The 16,680-nt window shown below is 50.9% G+C and carries 8 protein-coding genes; 4 read left to right on the forward strand and 4 right to left on the reverse strand.

Features of this window, described 5'->3' with window-relative positions; translation table 11 throughout:
• Nucleotides 1-25 precede the first annotated feature (25 nt).
• The gene (locus IPL32_04095) at nucleotides 26-931 is read left to right on the forward strand and encodes a DUF814 domain-containing protein (GenBank protein ID MBK8464990.1); all 906 of its coding nucleotides are present in this window, start codon (nucleotides 26-28) and stop codon (nucleotides 929-931) included.
• On the opposite strand, the gene IPL32_04100 is transcribed toward IPL32_04095, so the two are convergent.
• Nucleotides 918-1,520, reverse strand: coding sequence for a TlpA family protein disulfide reductase (locus IPL32_04100; GenBank protein MBK8464991.1), 603 nt, complete (start codon nucleotides 1,518-1,520; stop codon nucleotides 918-920). The two genes, IPL32_04095 and IPL32_04100, sit on opposite strands and share 14 nt — an antisense overlap.
• Before the next feature lie 241 nt (nucleotides 1,521-1,761).
• On the opposite strand from IPL32_04100, the gene IPL32_04105 reads away from it, so the two are divergent.
• Entirely contained in the window at nucleotides 1,762-3,963 is a 2,202-nt protein-coding gene (locus IPL32_04105; protein MBK8464992.1) for a PQQ-dependent sugar dehydrogenase, read from the forward strand.
• 84 nt (nucleotides 3,964-4,047) lie between these two features.
• On the opposite strand, the gene IPL32_04110 is transcribed toward IPL32_04105, so the two are convergent.
• Nucleotides 4,048-7,770, reverse strand: a complete 3,723-nt coding sequence (locus IPL32_04110; protein MBK8464993.1) for a hypothetical protein — start codon at nucleotides 7,768-7,770, stop codon at nucleotides 4,048-4,050.
• 446 nt (nucleotides 7,771-8,216) lie between these two features.
• Nucleotides 8,217-12,974, reverse strand: coding sequence for a CSLREA domain-containing protein (locus tag IPL32_04115; protein MBK8464994.1), 4,758 nt, complete (start codon nucleotides 12,972-12,974; stop codon nucleotides 8,217-8,219).
• Nucleotides 12,975-13,760: 786 nt separating this feature from the next.
• Between IPL32_04115 and IPL32_04120 the strand changes: the two genes are divergently transcribed.
• Together IPL32_04120 and IPL32_04125 are read left to right on the forward strand one after the other, a co-directional pair.
• Nucleotides 13,761-14,759: a MoxR family ATPase gene (locus IPL32_04120; protein MBK8464995.1), complete on the forward strand. Its 999-nt coding sequence runs from the start codon at nucleotides 13,761-13,763 to the stop codon at nucleotides 14,757-14,759.
• Between the two features lie 81 nt (nucleotides 14,760-14,840).
• Nucleotides 14,841-16,280, forward strand: a complete 1,440-nt coding sequence (locus IPL32_04125) for a DUF58 domain-containing protein (GenBank protein ID MBK8464996.1) — start codon at nucleotides 14,841-14,843, stop codon at nucleotides 16,278-16,280.
• Nucleotides 16,281-16,294: 14 nt separating this feature from the next.
• Here IPL32_04125 and IPL32_04130 read toward each other — a convergent pair whose 3' ends face one another.
• Entirely contained in the window at nucleotides 16,295-16,591 is a 297-nt protein-coding gene (locus tag IPL32_04130) for a hypothetical protein (protein MBK8464997.1), read from the reverse strand.
• Nucleotides 16,592-16,680: the final 89 nt, after the last annotated feature.

The following is a 16,680-nucleotide window of genomic DNA, read 5'->3' on the forward strand; positions in this document are numbered from 1 at the left end:
AGTTAACGAAGTTACAATCAATTTTATGAGTGCCGAGCAGTCGCAAAAGTCAGCGAAAGAGATTGAAAGGGAAGCTGCCTTCGAACGAGCGGTGTCTGTCGCCCGGCGAAAGGCCGCTGCCTCGCTGACAAAGCAACGAAAATTGATCGCAAACCTGCTCGCAGATCTTGAAAAACACGGCGATCCGGCGAAATGGAAACGTTACGGTGATCTGCTGCTTGCAAATGTCGGCACCGCTACACGCAACGCTGATCGAATTCTTGTTACGGACTATTTTGACGAGGCTGAACCAACAATTGAGATCGAGGGCGACGAAAACGCGTCGCTCAGCGAGAACGCTGAAAGCTATTTTCGCCGATATGCAAAAGCGAGAAATGGCCAGAACATCATTGGTGAACGCATTGAAAAAACAAAAGCCGCTATAGATGCTGCTGAAACGATATTGCAGCAAATGGATGCCGCTATCGAAGCCGATGACCGTGATTTTCTTCTAACACTGGTTGAGTCGCCGAAAAAAGCAGCGCCGGTCGGACGCAAGAAAAAGCAGGAAGCCGCTTTCAAAGGTGTACGGCGTTTTATGTCATCGGATGGCTTTGAGATACTCGTGGGTAAGAAAGCGGTGGACAATGATTATCTGACTTTTCGGATCGCTCGCTCGCTCGACCTGTGGATGCATGCGGCGGATTATCCGGGTTCACATGTAGTGATCAGAAATCCTAACCGGAAAGAAGTTCCAAACCGCACACTTGTCGAAGCCGCTCAGCTTGCTGCCTTTTACAGCAGCGGAAGCAAACAGACAAAAGCTGGCGTTAACTATACTCAAAAAAAATTTGTCAATAAACCGCGGCGTGCGGCTCCCGGCTTGGTGAGTTTGTCCAGCTTTAAGACCTTGTTGGTCGAGCCCAAGGTAGGCGAGGTTACTCGTTCATAGTTTTTTCGACGGCCGACTTCATTTCGCTGTAAACACGCGGTCCGCCGCCAACAAAAAGCCCTCGCAGACGGCCTTCGCGGTCAACGATTATTGTTTGCGGAACGGAATTCTGTTTAGAAAGAAGATAAAACTGATTGATCATAGGGCTTTCGACACGTGCAAGCGTATAGTCGATCTTCATTTGCTCAGCAAACCGCTTAATATTCTCGACCGGCTCGGCTTTGCCTTCATGGTCGCCAACATTTAGACCCATGACCTGAAGTCCTTGATCTGCATACTGCTTTTGTATCGCCTGAAGATGCGGCATCTCGTCGCGGCACGGCCCGCACCAAATGCCCCACAGATTTAGTATTACCACTTTACCTTTGTGATCGGAGAGTTTTGTTTTGGTTCCGTCGAGAAGATGAATTGCTCCCTCGGCAATACCCGAAACTACCGGAGGATAATTTCCACTTTTGCTTGAATTGCCTTTTGAGGCACCATTAGCTAAATTTGCATTTCCTGCCTGCATTCCATCACAGGCTGTCAAAGTCGAAAAAACAACGCTAAAACCTACAAACAATAAAAGGACTTTAAAATATTCTCTCATTAATTCCTCGCTCTGACGGCCAAATCCGGCCGAACATTGCTAGCTACACAAATAATTGTATAAATAAAGAGCTAAATACTCAAAAGACCAGTTGCACGGCGTTAACCCAATAGGTTATAGACAACTGCTGCTTCGACGCGTATAATAGAGGTTCCCCTCGTCGCCCTGATAGAATTCCAGATACATAAAGGAGTTAGTAGTAATGCAGTTCGATCTTTTTCACAATAGTTCTATAAACAAAATGTCCATTTGGTTGCGCCCCGCACTTAGCGGTGCAGCATTATTTTTGATCGTATTAGCCCTCGCTATGCCGGGTACGGCGACGGTGCCTGTCGGATTTACAGAGACGACGATAGCCTCTGGTTTTTCCGCGCCAACGTCGTTTGCCATTCATCCTGACGGGCGCATTTTTGTCTGTCAACAGGGCGGAGCGTTGAGGATTGTCAAGAATAATGTACTCCTCGCGACACCGTTTACAACAGTTACGACGACTTCAACAGGTGAGCGAGGATTGCTCGGTGTTGCCTTTGATCCTGACTACGCTACTAACAAGTATGTCTACGTTTATTACACTGCGACGACGCCCACGACACATAACCGCGTCAGCCGTTTTACAGCCGACAGCGCGAACGAGGACATCGCAATTCCCGGAAGCGAAGTGATTCTCCTTGATCTGGAAACTCTCAGTGCGACTAATCATAATGGCGGAGCTATTCATTTCGGCCCGGACGGGAAGCTTTATATCGCCGTTGGCGAAAATGCGGTTTCATCAAATTCACAATTACTTTCTAACAAATTGGGAAAAATTCTGCGAATCAATTCCGATGGAACTATTCCGGGCGATAACCCGACCACATTCCCGGGCATTGCGGGTTCACCAACCGGAACAAATCAGTCGATCTGGGCGGTAGGCTTGCGCAATCCTTTCACATTCGCATTTCAGCCGGGAACAGGAAGGCTTTATATCAATGATGTTGGCCAGAACACTACTGAAGAGGTCAACAACGGCGTTGTCGGAACGAATTATGGCTGGCCATCATGCGAAGGTACATTTACAGCGGGCAGTCAGGTAACACCTTGTGGAAATGCCAACTATACGGATCCTGTCTATCAGTTCTCTTCGGCAAGCGGAGCTTCGGAGTGTACGGTGATCGGCGGTTCTTTTTACAATCCGACAACTACCGTGTTTCCGGCTGAATATGTTGGCAAATACTTTTTTGCGGATTACTGTGCCGGTTGGATAAGATATGTTGATCCGCTCAATCCGTCTTCGATGGGCAATGCTTCGCCTTTTGCAAGCGGGCTACAATTTGGAACTGTGGACGTTCATGTTGCAAATGATGGCAGTATGTATTATTTGTCACGCCGTTCAGGGACTCCGCTTGTGCGCATCGCGTATACGGCCGGACCGACACCTACCAATACGGCGACAAGTACACCGACCGCAACATCGACCCCGACGAACACCCCTACAGATACGCCTACAAATACCCCGACTGCCACTGCAACCGCAACACCAGCGGATTCGATCTCGGGAACAGTGACCTATGCTAACGCTTCGTCGACGCCGAGATTCGTTTCTAATGTTGTCATAAGCGGCGGAGGTTCGCCAAATGTTTCGACAACGACCGCGGCGCCAGGGCCGATCGCCGGAACTTATACACTCAGTGGCTTTGGAGCTGGTTCCTACACGGTAACGCCCACCAAAGTAGGCGGAGTGAACGGAATTACCTCTTTCGACGCTGCCAGGATCGCACAGCATGTAGCGGGCGTGCCGCCATTACTTAATGCGAATCAACTCCTCGCGGCTGATACCAGCGGCAACAGCAATGTCACCTCATTTGACGCTGGACAATTAGCTCAATGGGTCGTTTCGGGCAATGGCGCAAATACTGCCCTCTGGCAATTTCTTCCGGCATCACGCACCTACGAGACCATCACTGGAAATATTGCTGGTGAAGATTACGGAGCAATTTTAGTCGGTGAGGTCTCAGGCAACTGGACCAACAGCGGAGCCCGGCCGGCTGTCGGGGGAGGCTCTGAAAGAAGTAGCACGATCAATGCACCGCGTCTCGTAACAAAGTCCGGCGACGAGATCGTCGTTCCGGTTGAAGTTCAGGGAATTGCCAATAAGGGGATTATTTCGTACGAGTTCGAACTCAGATACGATCCCTCGGTCATTCAGCCGATGAAGAATGCGGTAGATGTTACGGGAACGGTCAGCCGAGGACTTACCGCCGTTTTCAATGCTGAGGAACCAGGACTTTTGAGAGTTGCAGTTTACGGCCCGACGTCCATTGGCACCGGCGGAGTTTTACTAAACCTCAGATTCACCGCAGTCGGAACGTCCGGTATGGTGTCACCGTTAACGTGGGAACGCCTGATGCTCAACGAAGGCAGCCCGTATCTAATCACAAATGACGGACAGATCGAGCTGTTCTAAACATCAGATAAACCTTAACGCAGGGCAGCGCTTCATAAAGCGCCGCCCTGTTTTTTTGCTGTGATATTGCAAAGGCGGCACGTTTCAAAATAATTCTATTTTTCCATCGGTAATTGTCAATTTCGGCTCGCCCTCATTGAACATTATTCGCTCAAACGAAAGTTTTGATACCGATCCGTTAAAACCGATAGACGTAAATCTGAGATTTAGCAGGACACCGTTTTCGTTTATAGGCATCGCTCCGAAGACCGCAACTCTTAATACCCCGGGTTTCGAAGGGTTAACCATGACGGTGAACCCGCGGCTCGCCGTTCCTGCAACTTCGGCCGGATCAGCATGCGGCTGTATCACCGATGGGTCATACCTGAGTTCAAACTCATAGGAGATTATTCCTTTGCTGATCGCTCCTTGAACATTCAATGGCACGAGGATCTCATTGCCGGCTTCCACAACAAGACAAGGCAATTCGACAAAAATATTTTCCGGAGCGCTGCCGTCTGCCGGGTGCGAATTATCAATTGGTCGCGGAGCCGGAACGCCCCAACTGCCAGATACGTCACCCATTAACAATGACGTGTAATTTTCACCTGTAATATTTCCGGCGACCGAAGAATACGTTCTATTCTCGGGGATAAATCTCCATGCGCTGGTCAACCCGTTTGGGAACGTACTCGCATTTACAAAGCTTGCGATCAGCCCGGCGTCGAACGAATTGACGAGGCCGTTCCCGCTGACGTCGGCGACCTCCAACTGAGTGCCCGCTATTCGCTGGATGCCAATGACGTGACGGGCGATCAATGCCGCATCGAATGCAGATATAGCTCCACTCTGATCGTTTTCTCTGATGGGCGTTATGGTGTAAGAGCCTGACCCGAACCCGCTGATTGAAAAGACGCCGAATGAATCCGTCATTGAGGACACCGGCGGAGTACCTACAGTACTTCGGATCATAACATTGTTAACAAACCGCGTCGCCGGCGTCCCGATCGCGTTGCCATATGTAACGACTCCGCTTATCGAACCTGTTGTTCCGTTTGTAATAGTCAAGCTTCCATTCGTTGTCGATGCCGCCGGATCGCCTTCATTGAACATAAATCCCGGATGAAAAACATTGCTTGGATCGGTGTAATCCGCAAAGGCAAGAGCGGCCGATTGTCCCGGCGTTCCGACAACATTGAACCTCAATTTTATTAGTGTTCCCGCTCCTGAAAGTGCTGCACCCTGAAATGCTGAAATGACCAGATGTCCAGCATTGTTGGAATTTGGCGTGATCGACATCGCGCTGCTCAAAGTACCGGTTTGGTCGATCGGCGGCGATGCGGGTTGAATTCTCGCAGGGTCAAAATCAATGTTCAGATCGTAAGAAATTATCTCTTGACCAGTAGTGTCTCCGACAGTTATCGGTATCACGACCACGCCAGGAATCGCGTTAACATTCGGCAGCGATACAGGAATACCGGAAGGCGTTGGGGTTGTCGTCGGCGTATTAGACGGTGCATTCGTCGGCGTGTTTGTAAACGTCGCCGTTTGTGTGAATGTAGCAGCCGGTGTCGGCGTGAATGTCTGAGTCACAGTTGCCGTCGGTGTAAACGTTTGAGTTGCCGTTGCCGTTGGTGTGAATGTCTGAGTCACCGTCGGAGTCGGTGTAAATGTCGCCGTCGCAGTCGGCGTAAACGTTTGAGTTGTCGTCGAAGTCGGTGTGAATGTTTGAGTTGTAGTTGGCGTCAGTGTAAATGTTTGAGTAGCTGTCGCAGTCGGTGTAAATGCCAGCGTTGCCGTTGGTGTCGGCGTAAACGTTTGAGTTGAGGTAGCTGTCGCCGTAAATGTCTGAGTTGCCGTCGCAGTCGGTGTGAATGTTTGAGTCGCTGTTATCGTCGGTGTCGCTGTATTCGTAGGTGTAAAGGTCGCCGTCGCTGTTGGTGTCGCTGTATTCGTTGGCGTAAAGGTCGCCGTCGCTGTATTGGTAGCTGTATTCGTAGGTGTGGCAGTATTGGATGCTGTATTCGTCGGCGTGAATGTCGGAGTTGCCGTGTTGGTCGCCGTATTAAAAGGCGTATTCGTCGGTGTATTTGACGGCGCGATTGTTGGCGTGTTCGTCGGTGTTCCCCCTCCGCCTTCAAATTCCAATGAACCCTTGTCGCAACCGGAGCCGACAGGACGCACCGATCCGCGTTGATCGTTGATCACTGTGCTGCCGCATCCGTTCGTTCCCGCTGGGATCGTATTTCTGACCATAGCTCCGGGAATTTGAGTGAACGTCGGGCCGCCATTATTCGACGGTGCTGACATAACAAGGTCAACGTCCATCACATCGTGTGCCGCCGGAAAATACTGGTCACACGAGTGTTCGATATGATTGTAATCGCCCGAAACGACTACTCCGTCAATGTCTATTCCTTCGCCGGTTGTGACCGAATTGTCCGCAAGGATCGAGTTTGACAAAAGAGTGACGCCGGACGCATTACGGAAAAAGCCGCCGCCCTCGGTGACCGCAGCGTTTGAAGTTATCGTCGTAAAATTGACATTAAAGACCGTATTTTTTCCCGTGGTATAAATGCCAGCGCCGGCAGTAGCGCTGTTGCCGGTTATGGTGGAATTTGTCACGTTCACACGAGCGATACCGGCAGCGGTAGATGAATTTACAATGCCGCCGCCAATGCTTGCGTTGCCGGGCAGCGCGTTGCCGCTGATCGTCGAGCTATCGATATTGACGGTCGCGCTATGTACAGAGCTCGGGATATTGCCGATGCCGCCGCCCAGCGCATTTTCGTGAGGAGCGGTGTTGTTGCTGATCGTGGTGTTGATAATGTCGAACGTCGCCGGCCCTTTCAAGGAAGCGATATTTCGAATGCCGGCGAAATATCGGCCAGCGGTGTTGCCGCTGACCGTACTGTTCAAAAGCGTTACGCGAGCTTCCTGATTGTAAATGCCACCCGTGTAGCCGCCGTACAAACTACTAGTTGTGATCGAAAGATTGTTGTTGATCGTGCAGCCCGTCAGTGTGACTTGAGCATTGATCGCCCTAATAAAGATGCCGCCGCCATAAGTGTTGCTGACGGACGATTCCGCCTTATTGCCGGTAACTGTCGTGTTAGAAATATTAGCCGTCTGGCCTGCGACCGCGATGTTATCTTCCGAATCGATCACGATACCGCCGCCTGCCGATGCGGTGCCGGCCAAATTACATCCGGCCTGATTGTTAGTAAAGGCAGAGTTGGTCACCGTCAAATTCGCTTTATTGACAGCAATTCCGCCTCCGCGGCTTTCCGAAAAATTATTAGTGACAGTTGAATTGTTTAGGGTGAAATTTGCCGTTGCTCCCTCGACTCTGATGCCACCACCGCCTATCGCAGTGGCTTGCCGGTTAACGCCGTTCCTGATCGTAACGCCGTTGATAGTTACCGCCGTTCCGCCCGCGAGAATGTGAAAGACCCTTTCGTTCGCCGTTTGAGCAGCCGCATTGGCTTGTATGATGGTCGTCGCAGCCCCGTCGCCGTTGATGGTGATGGGCGATGTAATATCAAAATCGCCGCCCGCATTTGCATTCTCATTTGCCGCCGCGAGCGTCTCAGTATAAGTTCCTGCCGGAAGTGTAATGATGTCCGCACCGGCCAGTGCATTTGCCTCCGTGATCGCCGCTCTAAGCGTGCAGATACCATTTCCCGCAGCAGTTTCACAAACACCGTTTCCCGGCGCTACATCCTGAGCATCATTTTGGGCGTTAACTACAAATGTTGCGGCATTCACATTTACCGAAAACGCCGCCATCGCAGCCGCAAACACGGCCACAGCAAACATCGATCGCATTTTCGCAAAATGGCGAACATACAACGGCCCGAAACAAAAGTGCCGGTGAAAATAAGGACAGTCCGCGGATTTAAGGTTAAACTTCATACCGATCGAGCTTCGTTTGCGTTACTCGAAAGATACAATTCACGCTCGACAGAAGAGCCTTAACAAGCTCGAAATACAAAGCGGGAACGATAGGTCTGAGAAACGTAAACTTTCAAATAGCTTACTCCCGCAAATCATCTTTTGCAAACAAAATCCCAGAAAGCACAACGCAAACACGCACATCGCCACAGGTACCCGCTTATGCAGAAGCCTGCACGTCAGTAAGGGCATTCTTATGCAAAAGCCCGCACGTAAGTAAGGGCGATACACTCAACATCGAATATACCGCCCTTCTCATATACTCTAACAAGTCCGAACCGGAAGCGATAGCGACTGGGTTTCCCGATTCTTCTCAGTTCTCAGTTCTCAATTCTCAGTTCTCCATTGATCACTGTCACCCGCGACTCGCCCTCGTTGAATATCAAATTCTCAAATTTTAAATCTGAAATTGATCCAACACCACCGACAGCCGCGAACCTCAAATTCAACAACACACCATCGCCATCTATCGGATAAGCCCCGTAAACAACAACCCGCAAGAGCCCCGGCTCATATGGATTTGTCACCACCGAAAGCCCGCGGCTGATCGTGTCTTTAACATCAACCACATCCCCAACCGGCTGCATCACCGAAGGATCATATCGCAGATCAAACTCATAAGAAATCACTCCCTTGCCCTCAATGTCCTGAACATTGACCGGAACAACAATCTCTTTGTCCGCAGCAGACACAACAGACTGAGCCATAACCACAATAGGATTTTGTGTTTTGTCTTCACGGTTCACTATCCACTGTCCACTGCCCACTGTTCCCGGCCTCGCCGCAGTCGGATTCCAGTTGCCTGTGACTTCGCCGACAAGAATTCCAATAAAGTCTTGTCCGGTCGGATTGCCGATCGGGTCAGCGTAGCTTCGAGTCGTCGGTGATGCTCCGATCGGGAACGTCGGTTGTGAAACGTCAGGCACGAAAAATCTCCATTGGTTCGTCAGCCCGATTGGCGGACCGAGAGCCGCCACAAATCTTGCAAGCTGTGCAGCATCAGTTGACGACAGCGCTCCGTTATTGGTCACATCAGCAGCGATTTTCTGACGGTCGTTGGTGATAAACAAGTTTCCCGAAACATGCTGAGCAATCCTGGCCGCATCGGCTGACGAGACACCGTTCTGCCCGGTTGTCTTCGACAGCGAAACGGTGTAGGAACCTGATCCAAATCCGGTCAGCGTATATTGTCCCGCAGTTCCGCCGGGAGCTGCGGTGTTCGTCGAAACAAGAACCGAACCCGTTCCCGTCACCTGTGCGTTCGAAATAAACTTCGTAGTCGGCGATGCCGGATTGCCATACGTCACGGTTCCGGAGACAGTTACAGACGACGGCGTAGGAGTTGACGTCGCGGTCGATGTTGGAGTTGAAGTCTGCGTAGCTGTCGCGGCGGGACAACTGCTGCCGTTCACGCTCATAACAAAGTGTATGTCTGGGTAAATGTTCGTGAGGTCGGTCGTGTTGTTAAAGACACCACAGTTCGGAGAGTTAAAATAACTCGGCCCTGTCTGAGCAAAGGCATTGGCACCGATAAATATCCTATGTCCGTCTGCGACGCCGCTTGGCGTAAATACTTCCATTATCAACTGCGAAGTTCCCGCAGGAAAACTCGCAGAGATCGGAGCGGTTAAAACCGTGCCCACCTGATCGGCGACCTGAACGGTCGTCGTCGCTAACTGGCTCCGTGTTCCATTTGGAAAAGTTCCTGATGTCTGTGCATAAAGCCGAACAATCACCGGCTGTGTCGTTCCCTCTCCCGCCGCATTTGCCAACTCGATGCCAAATGAAACTGACGCGACATTATACACATCTGTCGGCTGAACACCAAAACTTGACAGCGTAAATGCACGCCAAAAACTATTATCGTTATGAAAGGTGCCGCCGCAGTATATCCCGCCGTTCTCAGTAACGACTTGTCGTTTTGACTGCGTAATCGTAGTCGCGCAACTAGGCGATGGCCCCATTGTCGGAGTCGGCAGCGGCGTTCCGATAAAAACCTCGACCGCGCCTTTGTCGCATCCCGCTCCAAACGGGCGGACGTATCCACGTTGATCGTAAATGACCGGATTCCCACAGCCGTTCACTCCTGCAGGGATCGTATCTCTTGCCACCAAGCCGGGAATCTGTGTTTGCGTGCTGCCGCCGTTGTTTCCGAGCGCACCCATTGCCGGGTCGCCCTGAACATCATGTGCCGCCGGAGTGAAGCTAGGTGCCGATTCGTATTGGTTATAGCCAACCGATACGACCGAACCAAAAATATCGCCGTTTGCTGTCGAAGCCGTGTTGTCGGCAACTATCGAGTTCGACAAAAATGTCGAACCGGCTCCGCCATTCGGCCCGATGCCGCCGGCGTCACCAACTGCAGTGTTTGAGGTGATCGTAGAGAAATCAATAAAGCAGGTAGCGGGCGATTGTTCGGTATAGATTCCGGCGGCGTCATGTGCGCTGTTTCCGGTTATCGTGGAATTTGTTATATCCAGCACGGCCGCACCGTTCGCTACGCGAAAATTGTTGAATCCGCCTCCTATGCTGGTTGCTCCGGTCAAAGTATTTCCGCTGATCGTTGAACGCTCAACCGTCACTGTCGCATTGAACGCATCGCCGGAAATATTAGTGATCCCGCCGCCCTGTGCATCTGCTGCGGCTGAGGTGTTATTGCTAACCGTGCTGTTAATAATGGTGAGGTTCGCTTCGGCTTGTGTACTAGACAGGTTTCGGATACCGACGTGATAACGGTTGGACGTATTTCCGCTGACCGAACTGTTTATGATGGCCATGTTCGCTTGCTGGTTAGCGATTCCACCAGCATAGCCGCCCTTCGCAGGATCGTCTGAAGTCGAACTCGAAAGATTGTTGTCGATCGTGCAGCCGTTGATCGTTATCGCGGCACCGACGGCACGGACTACCATGCCTCCGCCAAAAGTGTTGTTGGCGGACGATTGGACGGTGTTATTGTTGATAGCAGTGTTTGTAATTGTCGCCGTTTGGCCAGCAACTGCCACATTGTCCTGAGAATCGATCCAAATACCACCGGCTCCGTTGGAAGCGTCCGCAATGGAGCTTCCCGCCAGGTTGCCGGTGAACGTGCAGCCGGTAACGGTCAGTTTGCCTTTGTTTATAAGCAGTCCGCCGCCGCGGCTTTCCGCAACATTGTCCTTAACAACAGAGTTGGTGAGAGTGAAATTTATGCCTGCGTCCGAATTAGGATCGGTCCCGCCGAAACCGACCTTGATGCCGCCGCCGCGTCCGCCGTCGGTTGAAGCCAGCGCCTTACCGTTCTGTATCGTCACGCCGTTTAACACAACCTCAGTCGCTCCTTCGCCAAGAACGTGGAACACCCTTTCGGTCGCAGTGTTCGATACGGCATTCGACTGAATGATAGTCGTTCCCGCACCGGCGCCGTTGATCGTTATCCGGGATGTGATGTCAAAGTCGCCTCCAAGATTGGCGTCTTCGTCGGCGGCCACAAGAGTTTGAGTGTAGATTCCTGCCGGCAGTGTAATAACACGACCGCCATAAAAGTTTGCCTCCCCGTTGACTTCCGAGATCGCTGCCCTAAGCGAGCACATCCCTCCCGCATCGGCACAAATTCCGTCGCCGATGGCTACGTCTTGGGTATCCACTGTCGTATTTACGACAAAAGGTGAAGGTGTCGGGCCGCCTGGTATCGACAATCTGTATTTGGTAAAACTTGACGATATTACGTTGTCGGCCCTGATGGTGAAATTATAAATGCCGCCCGCCGTCGGCGTACCGCTTAGGACGATCGTCGCATTTGGGACAAAATTTGAGTTCAACGTTATGCCGGGCGGCAATGCTCCGCTCGTAACCGACCATGAGAATGTAGATGTGCTCGGAATGAGTTGGAAAGAATACGGAGTGTTCAACGTCCCGCCGGGAAGTATTGCGACGTAAGAGCTGTTGACTTCGAATGCTCCCTTGTCAACATTGCCGACTCGGGCAACTCCGCGTTGGTCGGTTGCAGATGCTCCCGTAGAGGTTCCCGAGTTGATTGCCGGCGAAGGGTTTGGCGGATTGCTTTGCAAAGTATGCGTCAGTGTTTTGCCGCCGTAAAAACCGAGCGGCGCAAGCATGACAAGGGACGATCCATTAATTGGCCCCGTCTGATCGCCTGTGGCGTCAAATCCGTTTGTCCCGTCCGTTTCGCCGATCAGGTTGTATCCCAGCGAGTTGAATACGCCGGAAACATCGCGAAAGCTGCTGTCATTCGACAAATTTCCGGCGATGATCGAGTTGCTGATGTTGAACGTGCCCGTGTTGGTCAAGCCGCCGGCAAAGGGTCCGCCGTAGTTCTCCGTGACTGTGAGGTTGGTCGCCGTGACCGTGCCGCTATTATTAATGCCGCCGCCGCCAAACGACGAATTGTCTGAAAGAGTGACGTTCGTCAGATTTAATACACCGCCGGCAGCGCATCTGATCGCCGCGTTCGGGCCGAAATTCGCATTGTCGTAAAGCGCGGAATTGGTAAGCGACAAATTTCCGCCTGAAGTGATCGTAACCGTCGCATCGCCGTTACTTCCGCTGGTGCGCGTGAAATTTAGGCTGTTGACGCTAAGATTTACTCCGCTGCCCACACCAAAAATTTGAGGCACACTGCCGCCGCCGCTCAGGGTGATCGAATTGGCTGCGACTCCGCCGTCGATCATCGTCAGTTGGCCGCCATCGGCCGCCGGAGCGATCAGGCTCGTCAACGTGATAGTACAAAATGTCACATTGCATCCCGTATCGGCTACCGGGATGTTAAAGATGATCGTATCGGCCTGGCCGTTGCTGTCCGCCACATCGAGAGCCTCGCGCAAAGAGCAATCCGCATCGCACACACCGTCGTTGGTGTCTGCGGTCTTCGTAACCGTCAGGATCGCTGTCGTAGAGGCGATGATACTATTCGTTGCCGACAAGTCTTCATCGGCGGTCGCAGCCTGAATAGCCTTCAGAGACTTCGCAGGCCCAAAAGATTGCCCATTTGTGACGACATTTGCCGCAGCAAAAACTACAGCCACAGCGGCCATCAGAAATAAAAAATGTAAATAACGCAGAAATGTTGACATGTACAGCATTGACGAATCTCCTTCGCGACTTTTGATTGTAATCTATAAAAAATAGGTCCTCTACCTAAAAAAACGGAATTTACGTCCCAAATGGGGCACCCGCGGCCAAAATAAATCTGTCAACCGGGCCGCATTTCCCTAAATATTTTTGACCAGCCATCGGAAAAATACGTCAAATCGAGAAAGTTGCGTCAAATCGAGAAAGCCACGTCGAATCGGGAAAATTGGTATTTACAATTTGTGCCGTATGCGCTACTTTGTTGCAGGGATCGTTGTAATTTCGGCGATTTTGATATTTGACAAATGTCCGTCAAACTTTAGTTTGACGGCTCTGGCGCAACAAACTGAAGTTCGTTGGACATTCGCAGAAACTTTTTTTTCAAAATGAGTGAAAAAGGGCAAAATTGCGGCTGTAACCTTAATTAATTGAACAGGTTAAGTTGCGCCGCTCGGGTGCGGCGCAAGTGCGGCGCAAAGCGAAAAAAGTTTTTTCGCAAAATCGTGGAACGCGGACTTTTTTCGCTGTTAACTCGTTCAGTTACAACGTTTACAGCGTTCCACTTCAAAGTGGAACGTTTTGGAACGCTTGAAACGGCGGTTAGCGTGAAAAAAACGGTGGGACAGTGGGACACTTGGGACAGAGTAGAGACATCTAAGTTAAAGCATTATAAAAAACAATGACTAACGATACTCTGCAGCAGCTATTCGATGTTCTTACTGCAACTTTTTGATGCGGCGGTGGTTAATAATCGGGTAGAATATAGTTTCGGGCGGATTTCCGCTCATTTGAGCCTCATGAGAGATTGGATAGTAGCGGAAACAGCCGTCGAAGGCACAAGAAGAGCCTCGAATTTTGATGCCTCGGCAAAGATCGCCGATCTGCAGTCGGCTATTGAAAGCGTCATTCGGGGCAAATCGGAAACGGTAAAATTCGCCCTTATCGCATTGCTTGCCAAGGGCCATTTGCTGATCGAGGACGTTCCCGGCATCGGTAAAACGACACTTGCCAATGCTCTGGCACGGGCTCTGGAATTGTCGTTTCAGCGTATCCAGTTCACGTCCGACCTGATGCCGTCCGATGTCATCGGCCTTTCGTTATTCAATCAAAAAAGCGGTGATTTTGAATGGAAGGCCGGGCCGATATTTTCAAATATCGTGCTTGCCGACGAGATAAACCGTTCGACGCCAAAGACGCAATCGGCCCTGCTCGAAGCAATGGCTGAGGAACAAGTCACCGTCGAAGGCGTTTCACGAAGATTGCCGATTCCCTTTATTGTCGTCGCAACGCAGAATCCGTCCGAACATCACGGCACATATCCCTTACCGGAATCGCAACTTGACCGTTTTATGCTGCGGCTTCATATGGGCTATCCCAATATCGAGGAAGAGCGTCGCATACTGCGAGATCGGGCAGGCGTCGATCCGCTGGACAACGTCGAACCGGTAATGACGCAGGCCGATGTTATTGAATTGCAGCAATTGGTTTCGGAAGTCAGGTTTGATGAATCGCTGCTCGACTACTTGCTCCAGATCGTCGATGCAACACGAAAGTCTGAAGCCTTGGAACTTGGAATAAGCCCGCGCGGCACTCTTGCTCTTTTTCGCTCGGCCCAGGCACTCGCGGTTATCGAAGGACGCGATTTTTGCATTGCCGACGACATTAAACGGCTCGTCGTCCCGTGCTTTGGGCATAGAATTATTGTCAATTCACGCAGCGGAGTTTTGCGTCAGCGAACCCGCGAGGCCGAACGCGTTTTACAGGAAATATTACAGACGATAACCGTTCCTGTTTAAGGTATTGAGTTTATAAGTTGTTGAGTTCATTGAGTAAATTTCTTGCCTCACTCAACGAACTCATAAAACTCGACAAACTCAATGAACTTGCGATCCATCAGTCAGCTTTTTAGTCTTCGCGACCTCAGGAACGGCGCACTTGGATTGCTTGTTGTGTTCGGCGGCATCGGCCTTTCGATCCTTACTCTCTACGCCCATCAAACCGGTAATATAAGGCTCGCAGGCATTTCGGCCGGCATTTCGCTTGTCTTCGTTCTGCTAATTTTGATCTTTGTCGTGCCTCCGCTGGCACGCAACGCAGGCCGCGAAGCGTCGCAAATGAACCTGCCGTTCGAATTCACGACAGGCGGAGCGGTGATGCTGGTGCTGATAATGATCGTCGGATTTTCCGCGTGGAATACGGGCAACAATTTGCTCTTTATTGTACTTTCTTTCTTGATCGCAACGCTGATCGTCGGTTTCTTTGCCGGAAACATCTGCCTAAAGAAACTCGATGTGAAAATGCGGTTTCCCGATACGATCTTTGCAGGTGAGTCAACGCCTATTCTCGTCAGCCTCAATAATCGGAAACGCATCTTTCCGGCATTTTCTATCGTCGCAAAGGTGCGTGGACAAGAACGCGAGCGTTCGATCGCCGACGACGATCTGAAAACGATTTTCCCACGATGGATAGCCGAATGGCTCGGCCGCGCCAGCATCGTTCGACGCACTCTGGATCATTTTGTATATATCGGCCCGCAAAAGACGGTCGAATCAAAGGCCAAGCACACCTTCCCGCATCGCGGGCGCCTTATCATTAAAGATTTCGAACTCTCAACAAAATTTCCATTCGGATTTTTTAATCACCGGCGACGTCTTCCGGCACGAGAAACTGACTTGATCGTTTTTCCACATCCTATGCCGATCAATCATGACCTTCAGGACATACCACTCAACACGGGAAAATTCACTGCGAACAAACGAGGTGTCGGTGAAGACCTTTTGGCATTGCGTGATTACAGGCCAAATGATGACCTGCGGCATATTGACTGGAAAGCGACCGCGAGGGCAAGAGTCTTGACCGTCCGCGAATTTGCTGCTGAGGACGACAAACTCATAACCGTGATACTAGATGACCGGATGCCAAAAACCGGTGGGAAAAAGCTGACTCTGCGTGAAAAACTCGAAGCCGAACAACGCGGAGAAGGTGTCGTGGTTTCTGAGCAATTTGAGAGAGGCGTTCGACTAGCTGCGGCAATTCTAAGTCGGTCTGCAGACGAAAATGCTCGCATCCGTCTCATTGTCGGAACTGACGCAGGCGATTTTGGCTCGGGGCGAGGGCATCTTCATGATTGTTTCAAACGGCTCGCTGTAATTGAGCCGGTATTTGTCGATGATCCAGTGACCCCTGAAGTTTATGATGACTTGGAGCAACTATTAAACGAAAGAAATGACAGCCATCAGTATTTTATAACCGCGAATGAAATAGGATCCGTCACGGTCGCAAATGGTTCCCAGCAGTTAAGAATGATTCAATTTTGAAACGGCAGGCCATTTTATTGATCGGACAGCCACCTTCCTGTTCGGAAGTGAAACTGATCCGACATCGACGGCACATCATCCGTCGCCTCGTCTCTCGTGATCCGCTCGACGCGCCACATAGGGAAGAAATTGTCCGACATCTGCAAATGCGCTTCACCCACACTTATAGACTTGCACCAATCGTCAAAATATCCCAACTCGATCGAGCGAACAGAAATACCCGCGGGATTTATCTCATCGACAATACCCAGCAGCTTTTCACGCGGGCTGTGCAGGATCGCTATCACTATTTCTCCGGTTTCAATTTTCATACGCAAATTGTCGCCGATTCCCTGCTTCCTACGCAATTTCCATATGAAATTTGCCGTCTTTTTCTTTGCCGCGATTTTATTCTAAACTT

This window comes from Chloracidobacterium sp. (genome assembly GCA_016711345.1).
Classification (GTDB): domain Bacteria; phylum Acidobacteriota; class Blastocatellia; order Pyrinomonadales; family Pyrinomonadaceae; genus OLB17.